The 24407-nt window shown below is 46.9% G+C and carries 17 protein-coding genes and 1 pseudogene; 8 read left to right on the top strand and 10 right to left on the bottom strand.

Translation table 11 applies throughout. The features are described 5' to 3' along the window. Positions 1–29 precede the first annotated feature (29 nt). Genes MWL85_RS10790 through MWL85_RS10780 form a run of 3 tightly spaced genes read left to right on the top strand, consistent with a single transcriptional unit; the run spans position 30 to position 6772 of the window. Entirely contained in the window at positions 30–3341 is a 3312-nt protein-coding gene (locus MWL85_RS10790; protein ID WP_244400715.1) for a SusC/RagA family TonB-linked outer membrane protein, read from the top strand. A 16-nt stretch (positions 3342–3357) separates the two neighbouring features. Then, positions 3358–5154 (top strand): RagB/SusD family nutrient uptake outer membrane protein, encoded by a 1797-nt coding sequence (locus MWL85_RS10785; protein WP_244400714.1) that lies wholly within the window; start codon positions 3358–3360, stop codon positions 5152–5154. A 40-nt stretch (positions 5155–5194) separates the two neighbouring features. After that, positions 5195–6772, top strand: a complete 1578-nt coding sequence (locus MWL85_RS10780; protein ID WP_244400713.1) for a calcineurin-like phosphoesterase C-terminal domain-containing protein — start codon at positions 5195–5197, stop codon at positions 6770–6772. Positions 6773–7031: 259 nt separating this feature from the next. Here MWL85_RS10780 and MWL85_RS10775 read toward each other — a convergent pair. The 4 genes and pseudogenes from MWL85_RS10775 to MWL85_RS10760 all read right to left on the bottom strand — a co-directional run. Continuing rightward, a pseudogene (locus tag MWL85_RS10775) lies at positions 7032–7961 on the bottom strand (IS256 family transposase, variant Zn-binding type); the annotation flags it as partial. A gap of 532 nt (positions 7962–8493) precedes the next feature. After that, positions 8494–11175, bottom strand: coding sequence for a C10 family peptidase (locus tag MWL85_RS10770; RefSeq protein ID WP_244400711.1), 2682 nt, complete (start codon positions 11173–11175; stop codon positions 8494–8496). A 45-nt stretch (positions 11176–11220) separates the two neighbouring features. After that, entirely contained in the window at positions 11221–12888 is a 1668-nt protein-coding gene (locus tag MWL85_RS10765; protein ID WP_244400710.1) for a thiol-activated cytolysin family protein, read from the bottom strand. 22 nt (positions 12889–12910) lie between these two features. Continuing rightward, the gene (locus MWL85_RS10760) at positions 12911–14662 is read right to left on the bottom strand and encodes a thiol-activated cytolysin family protein (RefSeq protein WP_244400709.1); all 1752 of its coding nucleotides are present in this window, start codon (positions 14660–14662) and stop codon (positions 12911–12913) included. 817 nt (positions 14663–15479) lie between these two features. On the opposite strand from MWL85_RS10760, the gene MWL85_RS10755 reads away from it, so the two are divergent. Then, positions 15480–17636, top strand: coding sequence for an elongation factor G2 (locus MWL85_RS10755; protein ID WP_244400708.1), 2157 nt, complete (start codon positions 15480–15482; stop codon positions 17634–17636). Positions 17637–17718: 82 nt separating this feature from the next. On the opposite strand, the gene crcB is transcribed toward MWL85_RS10755, so the two are convergent. Genes crcB through MWL85_RS10725 form a run of 6 tightly spaced genes read right to left on the bottom strand, consistent with a single transcriptional unit; the run spans position 17719 to position 21764 of the window. Then, positions 17719–18096: a fluoride efflux transporter CrcB gene (crcB, locus tag MWL85_RS10750; RefSeq protein WP_244400707.1), complete on the bottom strand. Its 378-nt coding sequence runs from the start codon at positions 18094–18096 to the stop codon at positions 17719–17721. Between the two features lie 12 nt (positions 18097–18108). After that, positions 18109–18828 carry a murein L,D-transpeptidase catalytic domain family protein gene (locus tag MWL85_RS10745; RefSeq protein WP_244400706.1) on the bottom strand — a complete coding sequence of 240 codons (720 nt, stop codon included), beginning with the start codon at positions 18826–18828 and terminating at the stop codon, positions 18109–18111. Beyond that, positions 18825–19535, bottom strand: coding sequence for a YjjG family noncanonical pyrimidine nucleotidase (locus MWL85_RS10740; protein WP_244400705.1), 711 nt, complete (start codon positions 19533–19535; stop codon positions 18825–18827). The genes MWL85_RS10745 and MWL85_RS10740 overlap by 4 nt, the downstream gene beginning before the upstream one ends. 6 nt (positions 19536–19541) lie before the next feature. After that, positions 19542–20423, bottom strand: coding sequence for a coiled-coil domain-containing protein (locus tag MWL85_RS10735; RefSeq protein WP_244400704.1), 882 nt, complete (start codon positions 20421–20423; stop codon positions 19542–19544). 8 nt (positions 20424–20431) lie between these two features. Further along, positions 20432–21154 (bottom strand): 16S rRNA (cytidine(1402)-2'-O)-methyltransferase, encoded by a 723-nt coding sequence (gene rsmI / locus MWL85_RS10730; protein WP_021902852.1) that lies wholly within the window; start codon positions 21152–21154, stop codon positions 20432–20434. A gap of 7 nt (positions 21155–21161) precedes the next feature. Continuing rightward, positions 21162–21764, bottom strand: a complete 603-nt coding sequence (locus MWL85_RS10725; protein WP_244400703.1) for a DUF8457 domain-containing protein — start codon at positions 21762–21764, stop codon at positions 21162–21164. Positions 21765–21998: 234 nt separating this feature from the next. Between MWL85_RS10725 and MWL85_RS10720 the strand changes: the two genes are divergently transcribed. From MWL85_RS10720 to MWL85_RS10705, 4 genes are read left to right on the top strand one after another with little or no spacing between them, the layout of a single operon-like run. Continuing rightward, entirely contained in the window at positions 21999–22898 is a 900-nt protein-coding gene (locus MWL85_RS10720; protein ID WP_018028629.1) for a CsgG/HfaB family protein, read from the top strand. 5 nt (positions 22899–22903) lie between these two features. Next, the gene (locus MWL85_RS10715; RefSeq protein ID WP_018028628.1) at positions 22904–23254 is read left to right on the top strand and encodes a hypothetical protein; all 351 of its coding nucleotides are present in this window, start codon (positions 22904–22906) and stop codon (positions 23252–23254) included. A gap of 2 nt (positions 23255–23256) precedes the next feature. Further along, positions 23257–23610, top strand: a complete 354-nt coding sequence (locus MWL85_RS10710) for a DUF4810 domain-containing protein (protein ID WP_018028627.1) — start codon at positions 23257–23259, stop codon at positions 23608–23610. Then, positions 23607–24305: a GNA1162 family protein gene (locus MWL85_RS10705; protein ID WP_018028626.1), complete on the top strand. Its 699-nt coding sequence runs from the start codon at positions 23607–23609 to the stop codon at positions 24303–24305. Before MWL85_RS10710 ends, MWL85_RS10705 begins: the two co-directional genes overlap by 4 nt. Positions 24306–24407 lie beyond the last annotated feature (102 nt).

Raw genomic sequence — 24407 nt, 5'->3', positions numbered from 1 at the left:
AGCTACTGCATGTGTCTTAAGCGAAATGAATGATTACAGAAGTACAGATGAAGATGATTAATGATGAGATGAGGGCTGCGTGGGTACATCATTTATTACCTGTGTTGCTCATACTTCTATCCTCCTTTGGTATGGCACAAGGGCAAGAGATAGAGGTGCGTGGTAAGGTGGTGGATGAACAAAACCAACCACTGATAGGGGTGACGGTAACCCAAAAAGGTGCAGGGAAAGGGACCACGACCAATGCTGATGGTCTCTATAGGCTAAACGTCTCCAGTGACGCCCGACTGACTTTTACTTTTGTGGGCTTTCATACTGTAGAGGAGAAGGTCAATGGTAGGAGCGTGATTGATGTGGTTTTGAGGGAGGATAATCAGCTCTTGGGTGAGGTGGTGGTCATCGGGTATGGAACTCAGAAAAAGGTTAACCTAACCGGTGCGGTATCTACCATTAGCAGTAACGATCTGGAGGATAGGCTCTCACACTCCGTAGCCAATATGCTACAAGGAGCGGTGCCTGGACTAAATGTCACTACCTCTAAGGGCAAACCAGGCTCCTCAGGTGCACTGAATATTAGAGGCGTCAACTCTATCAACTCAGCTGATCCTCTCGTGGTGATAGATGGAATCACAGGGACAGCGGCAGATCTTGCACGTCTTAATCCTAGCGACATTAAAACGATCTCGATCATTAAAGATGCCTCAGCAGCAGCTATATATGGTGCCCGTGCTGCTTTTGGTGTAGTACTTGTAAGCACTAAGTCGGGCTCGGATAGTCAAAAGACTTCTGTGAGGTATAGTGGCCGCTTTGGTTGGGACGAACCAACCACCTCCACAGACTTTGATAGCAGAGGATATTATTCGGTACTCCACGTCAATACTTTTTGGCAGGCAGATAATGGTAAAAACTACATAAGGTATACCGACAAAGATATGGAGGAGCTCTGGGCGCGTGTCAATGACACCACTGAACAACCAGGGCGCCCTTGGGTAGTTGAGGAGATCCGCGATGGCAAGAAACAATGGGTTTACTACGGCAATAACGATTGGTGGCATCTATTATTTCGCGACAAACGCCCTGTGCAGCAGCATAATGTGAGTATCTCTGGTGGGACGGAGGCTGTATCTTACTTTATCTCTGGCAATTACAACCGTCAAGAAGGAATGCAGAGAACCTATCCTGATATATTTGATAGGTATACGCTTCGGTCCAAAGTGGGAATAAAAATCAATAAGTGGCTAGATCTTGAGAATAACACGTCATTCTACAAGTCGTCTTACTCATCCATAGGGGATGGAGATATTGAGGATTTAATTGCTTATAGTGCTAGGCATGCTTTGGCAGTTTACCCACTCAAGAATCCAGATGGATCGTGGCTCTACGGCACTCCCTATCAAAGCTATAAAGTAGGAAATGGGCGGCATATTATGCTCAATGAGAATACTCATAGACTTCTCGAGAAAGGGCTCAACTTGACGAGTACCACGAGGCTGGTATTTCATCCCATTGAGCCACTCTCTGTGACAGCCGACTTTACCTACCGATTTAATCAGTCGCAGAAAAAGGCACGCTCCTCGGAGATGTGGTTTAGGCAACGACCAGGTGACAAGCTGGAATCGTATAATACAGGCGCAGGGCAGAATAATCTGACTGAGACGATCTCCAACTCTGACTTCTACGCCACCAATGTCTTTGTCAATTACGATCAAAAGTTTAATGAAGTCCATTCCATCTCGGCTGTCGTTGGTATGAACTCTGAGTATTACTATCGGAAAAATATCAGTGCTTGGGGAAATGACCTCACATCAATAGACCTTGATGACCTTGACCTCGTAGGCATGAATGAGGATGGAATTACCGAAACTGGCGTAGGTGGAGGGCAAGTCGATTACGCTCTACTGGGCTTTTTCGGGAGAATCAACTACTCCTATATGGATCGGTACCTCATTGAGATAAGCAGTAGGTATGATGGCACTTCACGCTTCAAAGAGGGTCAGCGATGGGGCTTCTTTCCCTCAGCATCGGTTGGTTGGAGAGTCTCAGAGGAGCCATTTTTTAGACCCCTTAAATCGTGGGTGGATAATCTCAAACTAAGGCTATCATTTGGTTCACTCGGTAATCAGAGTGTCTCCTCCTATTATCCCTACCTGAGGCTGGTAAAAATGGGCACACTCAGAGAGTATACCTTTGGGGAGGGTGGTTTGAAAGCTAAGTACTCAAAGCTTACAGACCCTCTCGCACCCGACTTGACTTGGGAGACTGTACAGCAGTGGAATCTTGGCTTTGACCTAGCGATGCTCAATAATAGGCTAAATATTGACGCAGATATCTATCTACGCAATACGCTCAATATGCTCACCGAAGGCGTGGCACTGCCAAGTGTGTATGGAGCCAAATCGCCCGAAACAAATGCTGCAGATATGCAAACGAAGGGGTATGAAATCTCTATCGATTGGCGGGATCAACTAGTGCTTGCCGATAAGCCATTCAGATATTCACTAGGGTTTTCACTCAGTGACTACCGCAGCTATATTACTAAGTTCGACAATCCCAATAAGACTTTTGCCAAGAAGTATTACGAAGGGATGAGACTAGGAGAGATCTGGGGATTTGTCACTGATGGGCTTTTCAAGACAGATGAAGAGGCAAAGCAGTATGCTAAGGAAGTAGATCTGAGCTACAGGAGCGGGCGATTGACTGGCGGGTGGCTGGCAGGCGACGTCAAGTTTGTAGACCTCGATGGTGATGGGCAATGGGGTATTGGTCAAAACACAGTGGATCACCCAGGAGATCGAAAGATACTGGGCAACTCTCTCCCCTCCTTATCCTATGGTATCAGCTCAAGCTTTAATTGGAGTGGCATAGATGTATCACTCTTTTTCCAAGGTACCGGCAATCATTACTGGTACCCTCATGGCCAGACGATGAGCTACTGGGGAGGTTTTGGTTATCCATATCTATCATACCTCCCAAAGGGGTTTATGGATAAAGTATGGACTGAAGAAAACCCCGACTCTTACTTCCCCCGCCCTCGTGCATATGGGGCAACAGGTGGTTACTTGGCCGTGGTGAATGATAGATACCTCTTAAACGCTAGGTATCTAAGGCTTAAAAACCTTACCATAGGCTATTCATTACCCCACAAACTACTCGAAAAAGTAGGCATAGAGAGCCTACGTCTATATGCTAGCGGTGAAAATATCTACTATTGGTCGCCATTAAAAAAGGTCACACAGTACATTGATCCTGAGGCAGCGTTCAATAGGTCGAGTGCCGTCAATAATAATGCCTATTACCCTTGGCCCAAAACGTATATGATTGGAATCGATATAAAATTCTAATAAATAGGAAGTAAGTATGAAACGAAAAGATATATTGCTCGCAACTGTACTAACGCTCGTAATAGGTCTGACAAGCTGTAAGGGTCTGGACCTATCTCCGAAAGATAAAATGACAGAACCAGAGTACTTCAAAAATGCAACAGAGTTGGAGCTCTTTAGCAACCCATTTTACGATGATATCTTAGATAAGAGCCCCTATGATAAGCAGAGCGATATTATGGTACAATCTATCCTGAGCGAGGTGATGGAGGGTGGTAACCGTCGCACAGTGCCAGCCTCTGGTAAAGGGTGGAGCTGGGGTGTACTCAGAGACATCAATACACTTCTGGAATATATTGATCGGTGTGAAGATAAAGAGGCCGTTAACCATTACTCGGCCGTTGCTAAGTTTTTCCGCGCATTCTTCTATTATGATAAGGTGGTGAGATTCGGTGATGTACCATGGTATGATAAGCCTTTGGAAGATGGGAATGAAGGGCTATACAAAGCGAGAGACTCGAGAGAGCTTATCATGACCAAAATCATCGAAGACCTTGATTATGCCATTAAATACCTGCCAACCAAAAAGAGTGTCTATAGAGTGAATAAGTGGTCGGCTCTAGCACTTAAGTCGCGCGTCACACTTTTTGAGGGAACCTTTAGGAAGTACCACAATATCAATTTACCTGGGCACGATTATAAGTATTATCTAGAGCTCGCGGAGCAGTCTGCCTTGGAGGTCATCCAAAAAGGTCCTTATAAGATCTATAATACCGGACACCCCGAGCGTGACTACCTCATGCTATTTGCAACCCCCGATGCCAATAAAGAGGAGTACATCCTTGCGATTAAGTTTGACTATGCACTCGGTATTAGGAATAATACCACAGCCTTTACCATTCAGCCTTCCCAAGGCCTTCCAGGCATCACTCGTAAATTTGTCAATACATTCCTGATGAAAGATGGGTCTCGATTTACGGATCAAAGCGGTTGGGAGACAATGACCTTCAATGAAGAAGTCCTTAACCGCGATCCTAGACTAGCTCAGAGTATACGCACCCCAGGATATACCCGTATCAATACATCGGAAATCCTTCCTCCGGATCTCAACGTTGCTCCAACTGGCTATCAACCTATTAAGTTTGTACAAGATCCAGCCTCCAATAGCGGGAATAACGACCGCACAGGCTCCTCGGACGTAGACCTACCCATATTCAGGCTAGCAGAGGTGATGCTGAATTATGCAGAGGCAAAAGCAGAGCTAGGCACTTTGGAGCAAGCGGACTTGGATAAGACGGTAAAAGTGATCCGTGACCGTGCAGGAATCCCCAATATAAATATGGCCGATGCCAATGCTATTCCCGATCCCTATCTCACCTCAGATATTACAGGATATCCTAATGTGGAAGGTGCAAATAAGGGCGTTATCCTAGAGATCCGCCGAGAGAGGACTATTGAGCTTCACCGCGAAGGACTGAGGTTTGACGATATTAGGCGGTGGAAAGCAGGGTACGTTATTGACCAAGCCATCACCGGCATGTACTTTCCTGGTCCTGGAGAGTATGACCTCTCTGGCGATGGAAACATTGATACCATCCTATATACAAGCCAACAAGGTAAGCCCAAGGAAAAGGAGGGGGTAGTCACCTTGGAAATCGGCAAGAAGATATTCCTAACGGGTGGTGACAAAGGGTATCTCAACCCTCATCATAATTCAGAGAGAAATGGCTTCAATGCGCAAAGAGACTACTTCTACCCTATTCCTATTGATGATAGGACACTCAACCCCAACCTGACACAAAATCCAGGATGGGTCGATGGACTAGATAAGTGACAAACTAATAAGATTACATAATAGATTAATAGACTGAGATATGAAGAAAATAACCCTAACCATAGGTACCTTACTGCTACTAGCCACAAGCGCCGTAGCACAAGACAAGGTGACAGGATATGTATTTGAAGACCAAAATGCCAACGGACGCATGGATCGAAGCGAGAAAGGGATTTCTGGAATAGCTGTCTCTAATGGTGTGGACGTGGTACAGACGGATAGCAGAGGTTGCTATGAGCTACCTATTGGCGACGATACTACCATCTTTGTGATAAAACCAGCTGGCTACAAAGTGCCTACCGACCACCAATTTATCCCTCAATACTTCTATCATCACAAACCTATGGGCAAGAGTGATGCTTTTAAGTACCCTGGGGTACCAAAGACTGGGCAACTACCCAAGGAGGTCAATTTTGGTCTCACCAAGTATGATGAGCCGGTAGACTACTCCGTGATCCTATTTGGCGATCCCCAACCCTATACAGATACCGAAGTCAACTACTTCGGACGCTCCATAGTAGATAGAGTGGTCAAGAAAGAGGATACTTTATTCGGCATATCACTAGGCGATATCGTAGGCGACTCACTGCCACTAAATAAGGGATATAAGGCCGAGCTAGCAGCTCTAGAGCTCCCATGGTACCACGTGATCGGCAATCACGATCATAATTACGATGCCCCCAATGAATGGCTCGCCGATGAGCGTTTTGAGCTTGAGTATGGCTTGGCCAACTCGGCATTCAACTATGGAAATACACACTTTATTATCCTTGATGATATCAGATACCCCAACCCCAATGGAGGGCGAGGCTATACCGCTGGATACCGCGAGGATCAGCTTAAGTTTGTGAAGAACAACTTACAATTCGTGCCAAAGGACAAGCTAATAGTCATTGCACAGCATATCCAGCTGAAAGACACCTCGGCCGACGATAAGCCCTTCGGCAATGAGGAGGAGAGACAACAATTACTGGATCTCCTGAAAGACTACCCCAAGGTACTCTTTCTCTCAGGTCACACTCACTTCCAAATGCAGCTGCCAATTACAGCCAAAGATGGGTGGAAAGGCAAGGAGACCATTTGGGAATACAATGTAGGCACCACCTCAGGCGATTGGTATAGTGGCGAGCTCGATGCCGATGGGCTACCTTGTGCTATGATGCGCGATGGAACACCCCAAGGATATGCCTACCTCAATATCAATGGTACCCAGTACTCCCTCGAGTATCGGGTAGCAGGTGCTCCATCTGAGTATCAGATCAATCTATTTATCCCGAAAGTAGTGCCTCACAAAGGGCGTAGCAATTACCACTTTGTCGCCAACTTCTTTATGGGTCACGAGAATGACCTCGTAGAGTATCGCATCAATGGCGGAGCGTGGAAGAAGATGAGACATACCCCTATGGCCGATCCTTCTCTCACCGAAATGGTAATGAAATGGGATACAACCTCCGAAAAACTATCGGGAAGGCGCCCCTCCTCACCTATAGAATCCTCTCATATTTGGATCGGAAGGCTAGATAAAACGCTAGCTCCTGGACTATATGAGGTAGAGGTGAGAGCTACCGACCGATTCGGTAAAGTACATACCGCCAAAGGGCATTATAGCACCATGTAGGGGTCATAAAGCCAGCCACCACACCTTTCGGTAACCAAGGATCAGACGATCATTTTCGGCGTATAGGTCAAAATGGTGGGTAAAACAGCCTAATAGCCATTTTCGTACTGAAGTATAGGTCAAAATGGTGGGCGAAGTAGAAGAAAAAAACAGATACCTTTGTTCGTTGACCTGAAACGTAGCCGGCTCTGCAGGGGTGCAACCGGTGAGGGATACGGTCAATGGAGTCAGAACAGTTTACACTGACAGGGGAGGGGTACTATTGCCCCTCCTCTTTTTTGGATGTAAACTGGGCGATATCCCTATGCCTAAAAAACCCATCCACGAATCGTTTCTTGTGAGCTTGGGACATTCCATTATGCGCTCTAAGACGGCTTTTGAGTGCAGTAAATAGCCCTTCAATGGCGTTATTGGTTTTAGGGATCTGTATATCCGGATGTTCCTCGTAAGTAAAGAGTGTAGGGAGGTATTGACGAAAGGAAAAGTGGGCTGATCTAAGTGATTTGTGCGTGTATTGCCATTTGCCGTTTTCATCATTTATGGTCTTCTCCTTGAGAAAAGTATCCCACTTGGTCTCCCACTTTTTGAGCTGCGAGCAGAATGTGATATGGGACATCTTTCCTACACTCATAGCAAGTGCCAGAAGCTCTTGAGACGCCGGTAGTTTGGGTCGAAGAGTAAGTTTTCGTCGGACGATTGCGATAAAGTGATACTGGCACATTTGTGTGGGAAAATGCTTCAGTGCCACATCAAGACCGACTCCTCCATCAGTTACCACTGCCAATATCTTATAGCCCCCTTCCTCTATCTTTTTAAGGGCTGTTGCGTAGTCCACTTTGCTTTCGTGAGAGATCCACTCCCGATAGAGTACGCAACCACTTTTATCGTCCAACGCAACGATTAGTCCTTGGTTTCTACCCCAATACGTCGCATCTATGTGAATAACTCCCTCGCTTAATATGGGCGTCTTAAAGTCAACTGAGACCTCCTGAAGTCTCCGTTTTATCGTGCTCGGACTTACTCCAAGTGCTTCCGCGATTTTAGCCTGCGATAAGCCACTCTGGTACAAGTCCCATATCTGCTCCTTACTTATGTGCCTTTTTCCTGTGAACGATGAGCCACAGTTCTTGCACAAATATCTCTTGTGTGTACCCCTGCGTCCATGACTAATCACACTGAGGCTCCCACACTTCGGACATTTTTTGGTTCATTTTTTCGCCTTTTCAAATGCTCAAAGATACGATAAACACTGGCTTATCCCCCTGTATCACCCACCGTTTTGACCTATACATTCGCGTTGGCTCACTTTTAACACTTCAAAGCTTTTCAAACCCTTATATGTCTCTCTATACCTAGAAAAGACCTTTAACTCACCCACCATTTTGACCTATAAGTCTCATTTTCGTTCAGCAGTGCCCTATTTTATCCATCTGCAGATGGACAAAATAGGGCACCCTCGTAGGTAAGGATTCCCTTGTGAAAATAGGTCATTGGGAATGGCTGAAAAGCTTTCGGGATGGGATTTTGTAACTACCTGATAATCAATAGTCTTATCTGATCGGAAACTGAGTTGCATCTCGCCGATCGCTTAGTTGCAACTCGAATTTTACCCTACTATAGTGGCGGGTATTTTGTAGGCTAGGAGTTAAGATGAAAGGAAAGGGCTCCATCGCTATTTAATGCGGTGGAGCCCCCTCGGGGTAACTTAAAAGGGTAGTGGGTTAGCGGATTCTTAGTCGATAGTCCTCTACCTCTCCGTAATTGAAGACCTCATCAGGCATTGGATAGCCTTCGTTCATCTTCATACTTACTCTTACACGATAGAGCCCTGGCTCCATTCTGTAAGGAAGGGTAAACCACCCGCTCACTTGCTGGTAACCGTATCTTGATGCTACCAACTCGTTATTGGTAAACTTACCGTCCTTATTGTAGTCGATCCAAATACGCCAGTAGCACCAATAGGTCTGCTGAGTTCCGAATGATGGGCTCAAAGAATAGCTAAGTGCTCGTCCAGGAGTACCAGTTATGTGATGGGTATTGATATAGGAGGCATAGTTATCACCTCGTGAATTATTCTTCATATCGCCAATATACACACTGCTGATATAGCCATAGTTGGAGTCCTTACCGTAGGAAACTGGATAAGGGTCATCCTCTGGATCAGGAGTTGGGTCAGGAGTTGGGTCGGGGGTTGGGTCAGGAGTTGGCGTGTACTTATCCTTGATATTTACGAGATAGTCCTCTACCTCTCCGTGGTCAAAGACCTCACAAGGCTCGGCTGCAGCTCCCCACTTCATGGATACCCTCATGCGGGTATTGCCCTTGGTAGCACTTGCTGGGATAGAGATCCGCTTGGAGACTGCCACATTGGACTGAGTGGTATTAAAGTCGGCAACTAGCTCATTACTAGAGAATACCTTATCACCATTAAAGTCGATCCATACTCTAAAGTACTCTGGGTAGCTACCATAGATAGATCCTGGTGTGAGGGTGAGTGTATAGCTCTCCCCCTTCGTTAGCTCAATAGCTTTGCTACTAAAGTAATTGTAGCCACCGGTATTACCACGGGTAACGTTATTGACATTAGCAAGAGATACTTGTGCAATGTAGGTGCTCCGTGCATACCTACCCATAGACTTGCAGTAGTCACCCGAAGGGGTAGGAGTAGGATCTACACCGCCACCTTGGAGTAGTGCTTCTACATAAGGACGGAATATCTTGGCTCCACCTGCAGCATTAAGCCCCTTATCGATCACACCATTTTTGAGTACAAAGGTACCCTCTTTACTGATAAATAATAGGTCGGGTACCGTCTTGATACCTAGCTGCTGAGTGATGAAATCCCAATGCTCCCATTGACCACCTGGGTTCACGTCGAAGCTATAAAACTTCACCTTCCCCTTGTACTCACGGGCTAATAGCTCCACACTTGGCTGAGTATGCTCGCAGTAGCTACAATCAGTCGCCTTGAGATAAACGACCATAGGTGCGGTATAGCCACGACCAACATCTACACGATTGCCACCACGGAAGGTGAGCATCTGCTTGTATTGGTTGATGTTGAGTGGAGTGATGTCGCCAGTCTCAGGAGTAGGATCGGGATCAGGGTTGGGGTTAGGCCTCTGATTAGGCTCAATGCCGATCACGATATCCTGACCATAGTTAAAGCCTCCGCTACCGCCACCAGTACCGAGAGAGTTGGGGTCAAGGGCATGGAGTAGGAAGTATCCATCCGACATACCTCCCCACCCCCAATTGATATGGAAGTAACCTCCGCTATAGCCATCGCAGACAAAGGAGTGACCACCACCATTGCCCGAGCCAGCATACTGTACTGGGCGCCCGTTGGCTAGCTCATTGTAGACGATATTGGTCCACTGAGCCGTATTATAATTGGAGCGATAGATATCACGGATGGTATTTTTGTAATAGAAGTGATCTCTCAATAGCCCTGGCACGTAGTACTGCCATGTACCGCTACCATAAGCAGAGAACATCATATTAAGTCCCACTGCCACATCATAGGAGAGCTGTGCAATTTGGTGATTGCGTTGGCGAAGGGTAGCCGCTGGCATTTGATCCCAGAGGTACTCTTTATTAAAATTGGCATACTTTCCATCGTGGGTAGAGGTATGAGAGCCAGTACCACGAGGTGGGTACTTCCAGTATCTCATAATTTGAGTAGTGGCTGTAGCAACACAGCCTACTGGATGACCGTATGGGATGTACTCATTGTAGTAGGGAGATTGATTCCAGCGGATATTGCCTAGCAATGGGGCAATATTATTATAGGCACGTAGCGACTCCTCTACCACCACGCCATTGATAGCTTGGTCGTAAGCTGCTCGGAGAGCCTTTGTCACAGGAGTTACCTGACGGAGAGAGTCAATGCTTCTGGCATAAGCTCCTAGGAAGCTAAGCACGTTGGAGGCCTCGGCTGGGCGCTCCTCTACGCTAGCATTGGCGAGCTCTGCTCCGAAAAAGCTACCATCCTCAGAATACCCTAAGATAGGGAAGGTGACATCCCACGCAGAGACCACCACAAAGCCTTTATTGATATTGAATACATAATAGGCTGGGAGAGATGACTGAGCATCGGTCTGTGCATCAGACGAAGCAGCCCGAAGAGCGGTGGAACTTGTCGGCTCGGCAAAAGCTAATTCTATTCCCGAAATCTGATCGGTATCAGTAGCCCCCTTTAGGGCTCCATTCTCCGCAAAAAACCTAAGGGCAATCGCCTTGGCCTCATCTACGGAGAGGTGGCGTGCCTCAGTGGTAATGGGCTGGTCGTCACCATCGCTAGGCACTCCTCTTCCCTCCGACTTACAGCCTATCAATAGGCTGGCAGAGGCAAAGAATAGACCTGCGATGAGCAGCAGCCACAAATAACTTCTTCTGTTCATAGTCAAAAGTTGTTTGGGTTAATTATTATTTAGTTCACATTAATATTACAGTTGAGAGATAGTGCCATCCACCTGACGGATACCATTATCAGCTTGGATATCGAGCACTAGGTTAGCTTCGCGCTGGTTGGTTCGCTTCTCTTGGGTAAAGAAGTTGAATGCTCCCCTATTCGCCATCATGAGCAGCTCGCGAACGGTGCAAGTAGTGCTCTCAGAGCCGAGGTCATAAAGGTTGCGAGTACCATTGGCTACAGCATGCCCGAAGTATCCACTGATGGTCACCTCCATCTTTAGGAAGTCGGCCATACTCATACCCTGTGGGCGCTTAAGAGACACCTCGAGACCCTCCGTATCAGGAAGTGCAACATCTTGCTCTGGGTCATCGATACGGATATAGTTATTCACTGGACGCTCAAAGATAGTCTGCTCACGACCACCTGCTAGTGCGATAGTCACCTTACCATGTACATACAAAGGCTTGATATTATCCGACTTAGCTCTCAGCGTACGTGGAGTAAAGCGAAGGACTAGCTCATCCATATCTGGAACGAAGTAAGACTCGTTGCGAACAAAGTCACTCGTGAGCACTACTCTTGCTACTGAATTATCATGAACATACCTAAGTGTATAGGCCACTGGCTTAGCCGAAGAGGCGGAAAGTGGACTTGAAAGGCTCTTCTTGAATCCTTCCCAACCCATAGACATACCATATCCGTGCTCCTCAGAGGTACCACCGATGATACGAGACTTAGATACAGAGGCATCTAGGATCTCCTTGTACTTGGTTTGGAGATTGATATCAATATTCTCAGTAGGTACATTGAGGTTAAGGGCGGCTACCACATCGTGATACTCATGCTGGCTTGAAATAACAGCAAAGCCCATACGACCATAGAATACCTCGGACACATAGACTGGCATCACACCGTCCATATCCTCTACATTGGCAGTCTTGAGGATAAATCCGTCAGGGATATCCACTGCGATGCTAAATACCTTTTGAATCGCCTTGACGAGCACGTGGGTCTTCATCTTCTGGTGTGAAGTGCTTAGGTTGAGCTTAGCAATAAGGTCCTCCTTTTGGTAACCGACACCCAGCTCTGCCCCGATCTCTGTAGAGCTAGAGAGTTCGTTGATTTCGTATACGGTGGTAGCTGCTAGTGGCATGTTTTGTGAGCCAAACCAACGCTGTACCGTAAGATTGTAGTCGCTAGCCTTAGGATTGATATAGCTGGCTACATAGTTATTCATCGGAGAGGCAGGGATAAGGTCTATGGCACTCCAAGTCACCTCACCAGTAGTCCCAGGAAGCTTTACATACCTACCATTGGTGATAGAGCTACCTACAAAGACACTTCCTGGGTAGATAAGGCTACCTGCTGGGTTGAATATAGAGAGCTCATCAAAGGCAAATCCCGAATTATACACCTTACGCTGGGTGATATAGATACCATGCAAACCACCGAAGGTACCTGGCTCGACTACCTCGCCATCAATCTGTGGAGCGATAGGATCAAGAGGTGGAAGATTTTGTCCAACTTCCCCTTGATCCATACCATCAGGTAGAGGCAAGGCACGTACCTGAGCCTTTAGATTAGAGGCATCTTGAGTCTCCTCTGGGGTGTTAGGCACCTCAATATTATCCTTTTTACAGCTAGCAAGTGCTATCACCATACCGAAGATGAATAGCAGTGAAATAAATATCTTTTTCATAGTTGCTTATCGTTTATTATTGTTATTTCTGATTAAAGTAAGACCGAGGCTGGCTACCTAGACACCTAGTAGTAATAGGCTCTCCATCACCAAAGGATACAGCAGTATAACCGTTGGGTACCTCTTCTACCTCCTTAACATCATGGAAAAGGTCAAATAGCACAGTAGCAGAGTAATCTCTACTAGCATTTTTGCGCGTTGTAACAGTAAGGGAGTGGTGAACTGCATTAAAGAGCAGATCCTGTAGGCGTATGCTGTACTTGCTCTCTCCGAGGTCGTCACCAGTAATGGTACCTGCTGCATTGGTATTATAGAAGTGCGTATCGATGTAGACCCTCTGATTGAGGAAGTCTTGCATACTCATTCCCTCAGGACGCTTAATGGTAATCGTGGTGTTCTCGGCACTTGGAAGCCCTGATTGCTTCTGCTTATCGAGCTTTATATACTTACTCATTGGGATCCATACTAGTCGATAATCGGTGCTTTCCCCCGTGGTCGATAGCTCTCGTGGCACGGTAAGCACTGTGTGGCCCCATACCTGGAGGTCATCTTTGGTACCAGCATTGGCCTTGAGCTGAGCAGGGCGCAATGAGAAGGTGATCTCATCGCAATCCTTTACGAAGTAGCTCTCAGTGACTGGGTACTGACCACTCTGCACTACTCGAGCAACAGAATTATCATCGGCATACCTAAGGGTGATGGCTACGGGCACTGCCTCTGAAGGAAGGAGCTCGGTACTCATTCCTTGCTTAAAGCCTTCCCAGCCCTCCTTTACAGACAGACCGTGGTCGCCAGACTTACCGCCGGTAAAGACATACTGGGTAAAGGTCTCATCAAGAATCTTCTTGTACTTAGCAGAGAGCTCAAAGTGGAACTTAGGCACCATAATCTCTAGGGCTGCTAAGACCTCTCTATAATCATGGTCGGAAGAAATGAGTGCATACCCCATACGACCATAAAATACATCGGAGATGTATACGGGCATCACCCCACCTAGGGCGTTGGGGCTGGCACTGAGTAGATGCTGGCGATTGGGGAGGTCCATAGAAACGGAGTAGAGCTTCTGGACAAACTTCACCAAGATGTGAGTGCGTAGCAAACCTCTCTTACCCTCAAATACAATTCCTGCCTTGGCATTTTCGCTCTCAAAGCCCATGCCTAGTTTAGCGCTGAATTCACGGAGATCTTTTACCTCAGTCATCTCAAAGGTAGTCACTGCTGAAGTAGGCAATTGGGGTGTTCCACGCCACTCCTGCATAGTGCTCGCATAGTCGCTAAACTTTGGCTCATTCACCGTCTTAACAAACCGCATCTCCTGTGGATTGAGGGGCACCATATCGGGGCTGGACCAGGTCACTTCCCCTATTTTTTGCCCTCTTACTGGCAGATAACGGCCATTGCTAATTGAATTACCGACTAGCACATTGCCCGGATAGATTAGGTTGCTCATAGGATTGAAGAGCAAGTACTCATTATAAACTACCCCAGCACTGTACATAGAGCTTCGACTAATGATGACCCCCTTGAGCCCGTCACGAACTGTAGGGATAACCTCACCGCCCTCTCCAGGCTCACCAATAGGCTCGGGTGGGGCGATCGGATCACCCCCTCTAAGCATACCAGGTGCTAGAGATAGCTGGCTAAGGTCTGTAGGAGCAACCTCGGGCTCCTCAGGAGCCACTTGATTCCTACTACACGACAACAGCAGTAGCACCGCAATAAACGGTAACCACCTCTGTAGACCTACAATGGTCAGGAATTGTTGTGTTTTCATAACCAATAGTTGTTAAAATTGTTTTTAATAGCAAAGCCAACAATACGCCATTATATACGAATTTACGTCATTATGTAAAACAATAAAGCGATAATATGGATATGATTAGCTTCGTGGCACAATATTACGAATTATTATTATAACCACAAAATAACTTGAATACATCTTTACATTAACTTTGTTTCTAACAACTTGTCGTATTTAACACAATAAAAGGCGTCTTGCACTCCCTTTATTTATCAATTGCAAGCCAAACATTATAATTCCTAAGGCAAATCAGTAGGTAGTTTCTTGCAATAATCGTGAAAAATAGAGTAAAAATAGAGCTGATATCAAAGCACAAAATCGACCTTTGCAATTCACTGATATCCAACACCATATATAGCCGTCAACTGAGTTGCAACAAAGCAATCGCTTAGTTGCATCTCAGCAAAAGCTTAGTTGCAACTCACCGATCGCTTTGTTGCAACTAAACTTTTGGCTTACTACCAATGGGATTTTTTCACGATAGAGACCAAGGAACTACCAGCTCAAAAAGTATACCTATCTACTTTACCAAATACGAATTTCTAAAGAGACACCTCAAATCACCTTCGTCTGACAGCCTATATATATTATATGTGTAACAACTTACAAAAGGAAATAACTTGCGGTGTTTGGAAGGGCAGCTATTGGAAATATCGTAATAATTACGTAACTTGTGGAGCGGAAGGAAAAAACATCATCAAATAGCGGGAAGACCGTATATAATGACCGTTCGCAACCAAACTGAATACAGAAAACCAAGAATATACAAACCATCTAAAAAACGAACGACATGAAGGAATTTCAGACGAATGAGATCCGCAACATCGCTCTACTCGGTAGCTCGGGCTCCGGTAAGACCACGCTGATAGAGTCGATGCTCTTTGAGGCTGGCGCTATTCAGCGCCGCGGTACAGTAGAGGCTGGCAATACGGTGAGTGACTACTTCCCAGTAGAGAAGGACTACGGTTACTCAGTATTTACTAGTGTATTTTCTGTACCGTGGCAAGATAAGAAACTTAATTTTATAGACTGTCCTGGTTCGGACGATTTTATCGGCGGTACGGTAAGTGCACTCTACGTGACTGACTGTGCCCTGATGGTGATCAATGCTCAGCAAGGGCTAGAGGTGGGGACGATCAATCAATTTAGGCAGACCCGCCGTTTCCAAAAACCGGTAATCTTTATCATCAATCAGCTGGATCACGAAAAGGCCGACTTTGAGAATAGCTATCATCAGCTCAGAGAGCACTATGGTACTAAGGTAGTAGCAGTACAATTCCCAGTGACTACAGGGCCTAACTTCAATCAGATTGTGGATGTGCTAAAAATGAAACTCTATCAGTGGGGACCAGAGGGTGGCAAGCCTGAGGTGCTAGATATCCCTGATGAGCTAATGGATAAGGCGAAGGTGTATCAGCAAGCTCTGATTGAGGCGGCAGCTGAGAATGACGAGACTTTGATGGAGAAGTTCTTTGACCTCGGCACCCTCACAGAGGATGAGATGCGCGAAGGGATCCGCCAAGGCCTGATCAATAGAGATATGTACCCAGTATTCTGCGTAAGTGCAGGGAAGGATATGTGCGTTCGGAGGACGATGGAATTCCTAGGGAATGTAGTGCCTACTACAGAGAAAGTAAAGCCTATCGTAGCTAGTGACGGCACAGAGGTGAAGCCCGACTCTAATGCTCCTGTATCGCTCTACTTCTTCAAGAGTGCTATGGAGCCACATATCGGTCAGGTTGATTACTTCAAGGTAGTGAGTGGTACCCTTACAGAGGGTGTGGACCTTGTAAATCAAGACCGTAATGAGTCCAAGGAGCGACTCACCCAGTTCTTTACACCACAAGGTGGTAACCGCACCAAAGTGAGTGTCCTTCATGCTGGAGATATCGGTGCGGTGGTCAAGCTAAAGGACGTACGTGTGGGGAATACGCTGAATGCCAAGGGCGTTAGCTATACCTTCCCACCAATGGAGTACCCAGCTCCTAAGTATCGCCGTGCCATTAAGGCGGTGAATGAGGCCGACTCTGAGAAGATGAGTGAGGCACTGCACCGTATGCACTATGAGGATCCTACCTGGATCATTGAGCATAGCAAGGAGCTCCGCCAGTTGATCGTTTACGGACAGGGAGAGTTCCACCTACGTACGCTGAAGTGGCGCTTAGAGAATAATGAGAAGATTGAGGTGGAGTACCTTGAGCCTCGTATCCCTTATCGTGAGACCATCACGAAGACAGCTCGTGCCGATTATCGTCACAAGAAGCAGTCGGGTGGTGCTGGTCAATTTGGTGAGGTACACCTGATCCTAGAGCCCTATACCGAGGGTCAACCAGTGCAGAGCGTCTATAAGTTCAATGGTCAGGAGTTCAAGATCAACCCCAAGGAGACTCAGGAGATTCCACTCGAGTGGGGTGGCAAGCTAGTCTTTGTGAATAGCATTGTGGGCGGTAGCATCGATGCCCGCTTTATGCCTGCTATCCTTAAGGGTATTATGGGGTGTATGGAGCAAGGGCCACTAACCGGCTCTTATGCCCGTGACGTGCGTGTGATCGTTTATGATGGTAAGATGCACCCTGTAGATAGTAATGAGGTCTCCTTTATGCTAGCCGGACGCAACGCCTTCAATGAGGCATTCCGCAATGCAGCGCCTAAGATTCTGGAGCCGATTTACGACGTAACGGTAGCGGTGCCTGCCGACTATATGGGTGATGTGATGAGCGATCTACAGGGACGTAGAGGCATCATCATGGGTATGGATAGTAAGGCCGATTATGAGGAGATCAAGGCTAAGGTACCTCTAAAGGAGCTCTCCAACTACTCCACTGCCCTCAGTTCGCTTACCGGAGGTAGAGCTTCCTTCACCATGACGTTTGCAAGCTACGAACTAGTGCCTGGAGATATCCAAGAGGCACTCATCGAGGCTCACCACACCGACGAGGAGGAGTAATCCCCTTCCCTCAGAGTATCAATAACAACTCCGCCACCTATAGGTCTAAGCCTACAGGTGGCGGAGTTTCTATATCTACCAGCTAATGTTTGATGCCGATGATTGAGATGCCTCCGGCTACGGCTAAGAGGGTGAGCAGTACGGAGAGGAGCACATAGAGGAGTGCCGAGAGGTAATGCCCCTCTGAGAGGGTGTGGAAGAGCTCTAGCCCGAAGGTGGAGAAGGTGGTAAAACCGCCACAAAAGCCAGTGATCAGGAGCAGGCTCCACCCACCCCACGTGGCACCCTCTTGCTGCGAAAGGGCATAAAATAGGCCGATGAGGAAACCTCCAACCACATTGATCAGTAGCGTACCACTCCACGATGGAGCGGTAGTGATGTGCGTGGACCAAAGCGACGAAAGCCCATATCTCGAGAAGGCACCAAAGGCACCTCCTAAGGCGACTAATAGGTAATCCATCACCGAATAGAGCTAACTCAGATGGGCAGAATTGCCTTCCCCTACCAACTGACTTTGGGAGAGGTAGTTGGGATCTTCGGCATAGATAAAGAGGACACTGCCCCCTTTGATCGCATCAATTATCGGACGATTAAGTTGCTCCGGCAAGGCAGGGCAACCGAAGCTCCTACCTAGTCGCTGCCCCCCTCGGCAGATGGCGGGATTGGCATACTTAGCCCCGTGAATCACGATGGCTCTAGCTCGGGCATTGTCATTAAAGCCCTTCTCCAGCCCATCAAGCCGAAGTGAGTAACCATTACTCCCCCTGTAGGTCTCCCCTGTAAGGTAAAAGCCAAGCGAGCTTTGGTGGCTATTGCTCCGATTGGAGAAGTCAGTGGCGTAGAGCGAACCGCTATTCCGACCGTGTGCCACCACACTCTCAAAGAGCATCGTGCCCTCCGCCATATTGATCACATAGAGGCGCTCACTATTGGAGGGCTTGGTGAAGTCAATAAGCGTAAGCAGCTCCTTGTGTCTTTGCGTCACTTTGTAGTAGCCGTAATAGGCGGTTCTAAAAGCCTTCGGACTCACCTTCCCCTCCAAGCCCAACTGACTGTAGAGCAAGGCACAACTATCCACCTCAGCTACAGGCACTTCATCAGGAAGCTCGCGGCCTTGCCTGTGAGGCTCTACCCCACTCATCATCACGAGCGAAAAGAGTAGAAGGGTGGAGAATACTATCTTCTTTTTCATATCGTTTGCCGTAGTAATGCTGGAATCTCATCAAGTCGAGTCACCTCAGTGACTGGATAGCGGAGCGACTGTTCAGGGAAAGGGAGCTGCTCTGGATTGAACCAGATACTGGGTAGCTTGGCATTCTGGGCGCCCAAAATATCGGCGTCCCAACTATCGCCTATCATGATCGCCTCACTCCTTCTAGTACCGCTTTTGCTGAGTGCTTGGTCAAATATCCCCTTGTAGGGCTTGCTGATCCCCACCTCCTCACTCAGCACTGTCACATCGATATAGGGAGCAATGCCCGACACCTCCATCTTACGCCGCTGTACCTCTGTAAAGCCATTAGAGACCACCACCACCTTATAGAGGGTTTTGAGGTGTTGAAGCAGCTCAATAGCTCCCTCTACCACCCCCTCCTTATGCGAAGAGAGGTGCAGAAAGCGGTCATTGAAGCGGAGAATCTCCTCCTCTGTAAAGTGTCGAATAGCCTCGAGGGGTCGGCGAAATCGCTCTATTGTAAGCTCGTACTTAGTAATCTCCGAGTGTCGATACTGATGCCACAGAGCTTCATTGCTCGGCCAATAGACCGACCAAAAATGGTCAAAGGAGGCATATCCACCAGCCCACCCCTCCTCGAGGTAGAGCTGATGGATAGCCTCCTTATTATTTTGCTGAGTGGCCCAGAGCGTATCGTCTAGGTCTATCAGTATGGTCTTGTACACCTTGGTTTATAGACTCACCTCTACCACTAAGTTACGACCTAAGCTCCAGAAGCTATCGACGTCCTTAATCTTGAGGATCATATTCTTATTACCATCCTTAATCAATTCGTACGAGCTACTTGGGTGCTCGGTAAGCACCTTGGCCTTAGGCGCGAATAGAGGAATCTCCCTCACCTCACGGATATCAATGGTGATGAGATAGTCCTTATTATATCCCTCAGGAAGCACCTTATCGGAGCGCAAGAAGCGACTACTGATGATGTTTTGCTCCTTCAGCTCCTCGTGAGTACCAAAGCAGTAGTGTGCTCGGTGCAGCTTACGGTCTTGATCCGAGATGGTCTTATCCTGTAGGGCAATCGTTGTCTCCTGAGCACCAGTAGTCTCATCTAGCTCACTGATGCGCTGACCCTGTTGCAAGATCAAAGAGTCCTTAGAGGCTAGCAACTGCGTCATGTGGGCAATGGCATTCTCCTTTTGTACAATCTGCTGCTGCAGCATATTGATCTTCTTATTAAGGGCAGAGATATTGATATCCTTACGCTTCAGATCCTCCAGCTTTCTTGCTAGTTCCTCTTTATTTTTCTCCAAAGAGGCAGTCATAGAGCGGACATCCGAGAGGAGCTGCTCACGGTCGTTCTCAGTAAATTCACCACTTGCTTGCCCCATACGGAGTTTATTCTCAGCGTTCGAAACTTTATTGATCTCCTGCTCCACATCCATTACTAGTCCCAGCACACTCTCCAACTCCTGCTGGCTACGGGTGTTCTGAACTAGGAGCGAATCGTAGCTCTGCTGTAGCTTGGTATAGGACGAGCCTTTACCGTCACAAGAGGACAGACCTACCATAACAATTGCGGCGATAGTCGCCAATGAAAAAAGATGTTTCATACTGTTTGTTATCTAAAATTATGCTCTTTATACTTATTCACATGGACGCTCTCCTGCTTCTCTTGGGGGGCGACCATCACCACTATCTCGCCTAGTGGCTCATTTTCCTCAAAATAACTCTGAAGCTCCGACACACTTCCGCGGTGGAACTCCTCAAACTTTTTACTCAATTCACGAGCAACCACCACTTGGCGGTCACCGCCCACAATCTCTTGCAACTCCCCCAGTAGCTTCACCAAGCGCTTTGGTGATTCATAGAGAACCGTTGTCACATCACGCTCCATTAGCGCCTCTATCCGCGTCTTTCGCCCTTTTTTATTTGGCAAGAAACCTTCAAAAAAGAAGCGCTCACAAGGTAAACCCGAGCCCACCAAAGCAGGTACAAAAGCAGTTGGTCCTGGCAAACAAGTCACCTCAAGCCCCCGCTCCAAGCAGGCCCGCACCGCCATAAAGCCAGGATCGGAAATCCCAGGTGTACCGGCATCCGAGACCAAAGCTACCCGCTCGCCACGCTCCACTCTACTCGCCAATTCCCCCGCTACAGAGTGCTCATTGTGGATATGAAAGCTCTTGAGCGGTGCCTGTATATCGTGCGCCTGAAAGAGCTTGGCAGTGGTCCGCGTATCCTCAGCATAGACCATATCCGCCTCCCTCAGCAGCCGCAACGCCCTCAGCGTAATATCCTCCATATTCCCCACAGGGGTAGGTATGACGACTAGTGGGTAGACCATAGGCTTGTTACTTACAACGATGCTCCTGAACAAACGCCAATAGGTGCTTCACCACCTCCTCATCACGCCCCAGCTTACGCACATCGTAGAGATAGCTCTCCACATGGGCCATACTGCTCAAAGGTTCCATTTCCCGCAACATATCCTCCAACGCCGCCTGATCTCCATAGAAGAGCTCATTAGCAAAGAGGTACCGATCAGCAATGGTCAGATTGGAGAGAAGGTCAAAGCCCTTACGTACCTCAAAAAGATCCTCCATCGCCTCTTCCGAGCCAGCCTTAACGAAGAGGTCGTCCAGAGAGTCGCTACTCTCCTTTTCGTTCTTTATCGGCTCGCCAACTGGCTCAAAAGCAATTGGCTCATGCTCCGTCGGCTCGTCATCACTCTCAAAGTCCCGTGCATAGAGCTCCTCAAGGCTCGAGATACAGGATATCTCACTTCGCTCACCACTAGGAGCTTCTGTGGAACCCGCTTCAGTCGACTCGCCTTTGGCACATAGCTCGGTATGCTTCACAAGGAGCTGAGCCACCTCTCGACGAAGTCGCTGCAAGTCGTCAGCCATCTTATCGATTCTCTGCAATATCCCTTCTGCCTCTTTATTGTACTCCATACGTTCAGTGACTTATCAAACTCCCTATTATACTGCACAAAAGTACACATAATTTTCCGAATACCCGCATTTCCACCGCCACCCCCTTCGTCCTCCTAATAAGGCGCTCCATTACTCCAATAAAGAAATCACTTAAATCAATTTAATAAGTTAGGACATTAATGTGTTCAATTTCCAAAAAAGTGGTAACTTGCACAAGGAAATAAGAAACACAAATCATATAATTAAGTATTTATGAGAAATGTATCGTATCGTGTATGGATAGTCTTTCTACTCCTTCTATCTGGAGGTCTACACCTCTATGGTCAAGAAAATGAAGGAAGGAGCTTAAAATGGAAAGTCGCTATCGGGAGGTTTTCTAATGAGACCCAATATGGCAAAGGCATCTTTTATGACCGTGAGAATGATCCAATCGCCAAGCAGGCTCAAGACATCTTAACCGCAAAATTAATTGCTTCAGGTAAATTCATCCTCGTTGAGCGCTCTGATGCCGAAGCAATCGCAAAAGAGATTGCCGATGGCAACAACGACAACAAGGTAACTGCCGACTATGTGATCCTCGGTTCAGTAACAGAATTCGGACGTAAGACTTCTGGCGAAGTAGGTCTTCTAACTGCCAAAAAGACCCAGCAGGTAGAGGCTGGAGTGAGCCTTAGGCTGGTTGATGTCGCTACGGGGGTCGCAACCTATTCTGAGGAGGCTAAAGGGTATGCCAATACCACTAGCAAGTCTACTCTAGGAATGGGGGGCGTAAGTGGGTATGATGCTTCTCTAGCCGACAAAGCTATTTCTGCTGCTATTGATCAGCTAGTAGAGAATATCATCAACAAATGTGCGGACAAGCCTTGGCGTACCTATATAATCTCCATGGATGACGACGGAACTATCATTGCTGGTGGAGCCTCTCAAGGACTTGTTGCAGGCGATAGATTTGACATCTACGCAAAAGGAAAAAGGGTGAAGAACCCTCAGACAGGTGCTATGATTGAACTTCCAGGTAAAAAAGTGGGAGCAATTGAGGTGCAAATGACCTTGGGAGACACTCCGATGACTGAGTTCTCCATAGTCAATATCGTCGAAGGAGCTATTGACGGCTCTAAGCTCTCGGATTATTATATACAAGAAATAAGATAAAAAAAATGAAGCATTTGAATTGGATTGGCCTCGCATTGAGTGCCATACTAGCAGTCGCTCTCCTTTCCTGTGGCACCGTAAATTCCGCAACAGGGGGCTTGGCTGATGAGGCCTATTTAAAGATAATTAGCGACAACAAGACCCTTGTTAAAGAAACCGTGGTAGTAACCATTAATGGTAGTAACCCCACAGAGACAAAGGTAATACAGACAAAAGGGAGCGAGGGGAAGAAGCCACAGTTTTATCTTAAGCCAGGCACTTATTCCATTGCTGTTAAGAGCAAAGAGGGAAGGGTGCTCTATAGTGGCAAGATATTTTTATCAACTAGAAAAACCAAATTGATAGAGCTACGATAAACATGAAACGTTTAATTCTTTTTTTGCTACCAGTAATCTTGACACTTTCCCTTTGTAGCTGTAGCACTACAAAAACCCTATATTCTTGGTACGGTTATGACAATGCTGTTCATACTTTCACTAAGGACAGAACGCCCAAAAGCGAAGAGCACCTTATTAAAGAGTACGAACGCCTTATAAACACCCCAAATGGCACTCGAAAAATGGTCCAGCCTGGAATATGTGCAGAATATGGGTATCTCCTTATCAAACAGGGGAAAAGAGAAGAGGGACTACAGCTCCTAAAAAAAGAGATTGAGCTATACCCAGAGAGCAAAGTATTTATTACAAGGATAATTAAGCAGTTTGAAAAATGAAAACTCACTACAATAGACTAGCCTTTTCAATAGCTTCGCTTCTGAGCTTGCTATTGCTACTTTCATCATGTGGGCTTACTGCCAACTATGGCAAGAAAGGGGAGGTATACAAAGAGCTATACGCCCAGAAACCTTTAAGCATACTAGTAATGCCTCCGATCAATAAGACAAATAAAGTAGAGGCTAAAGAGGCGGTGTATGCCTCACTTTTCCACCCTCTTGTAGAGAGAGGATACTACGTCTTTTCACCACTATTAGCTCAAGAACTTTTACAAAGTGAAAGCGCAGAAGATGCTGAATTATTTATTGACGGTAGTCTAAAGCCATTCAATAACGTGTTCACAGCTGACGCCGTGCTCTTTACTGTAATAAATAAGTGGCAGAAGATTGTGCTTACAAATACTATGGATGTGAATATTGAATACATCTTAAAATCTACCAAGGATAATAAAGTACTCTTTCAGAGAAGTGCTGATGTTACCGTAGATTGCAAGGTGGCCAACACCAGTAGTATGCTACTTAACTTGGTAGCAAATGCAGTAGCGACAGCCCTTTCCGATAACATTGTAGCCGCACGCAAAGCAAATGGTTTTATCCTCTCTGACATTCCTGATGGGAAATATGCTCCCCTTCACGACCAAGACCAAGATACCCCAGCAGGGCAAAAGGATATTACAGGTCGTGTAAAGCTCTAGCGACAGAGACACATTAACACTAGTAATAGGGTTCATAGGTTTCTATGAACCCTATTACTTTTTACTGCCTGACCAAAAACCACTCGCAATACAGGGGTTACG

It is taken from the genome of Porphyromonas somerae (genome assembly GCF_022845615.1).
Lineage (GTDB): Bacteria > Bacteroidota > Bacteroidia > Bacteroidales > Porphyromonadaceae > Porphyromonas_A > Porphyromonas_A somerae.
Note: the sequence above shows the minus strand (reverse complement) of the source record. Positions and strands in the feature narration are given on the sequence as shown.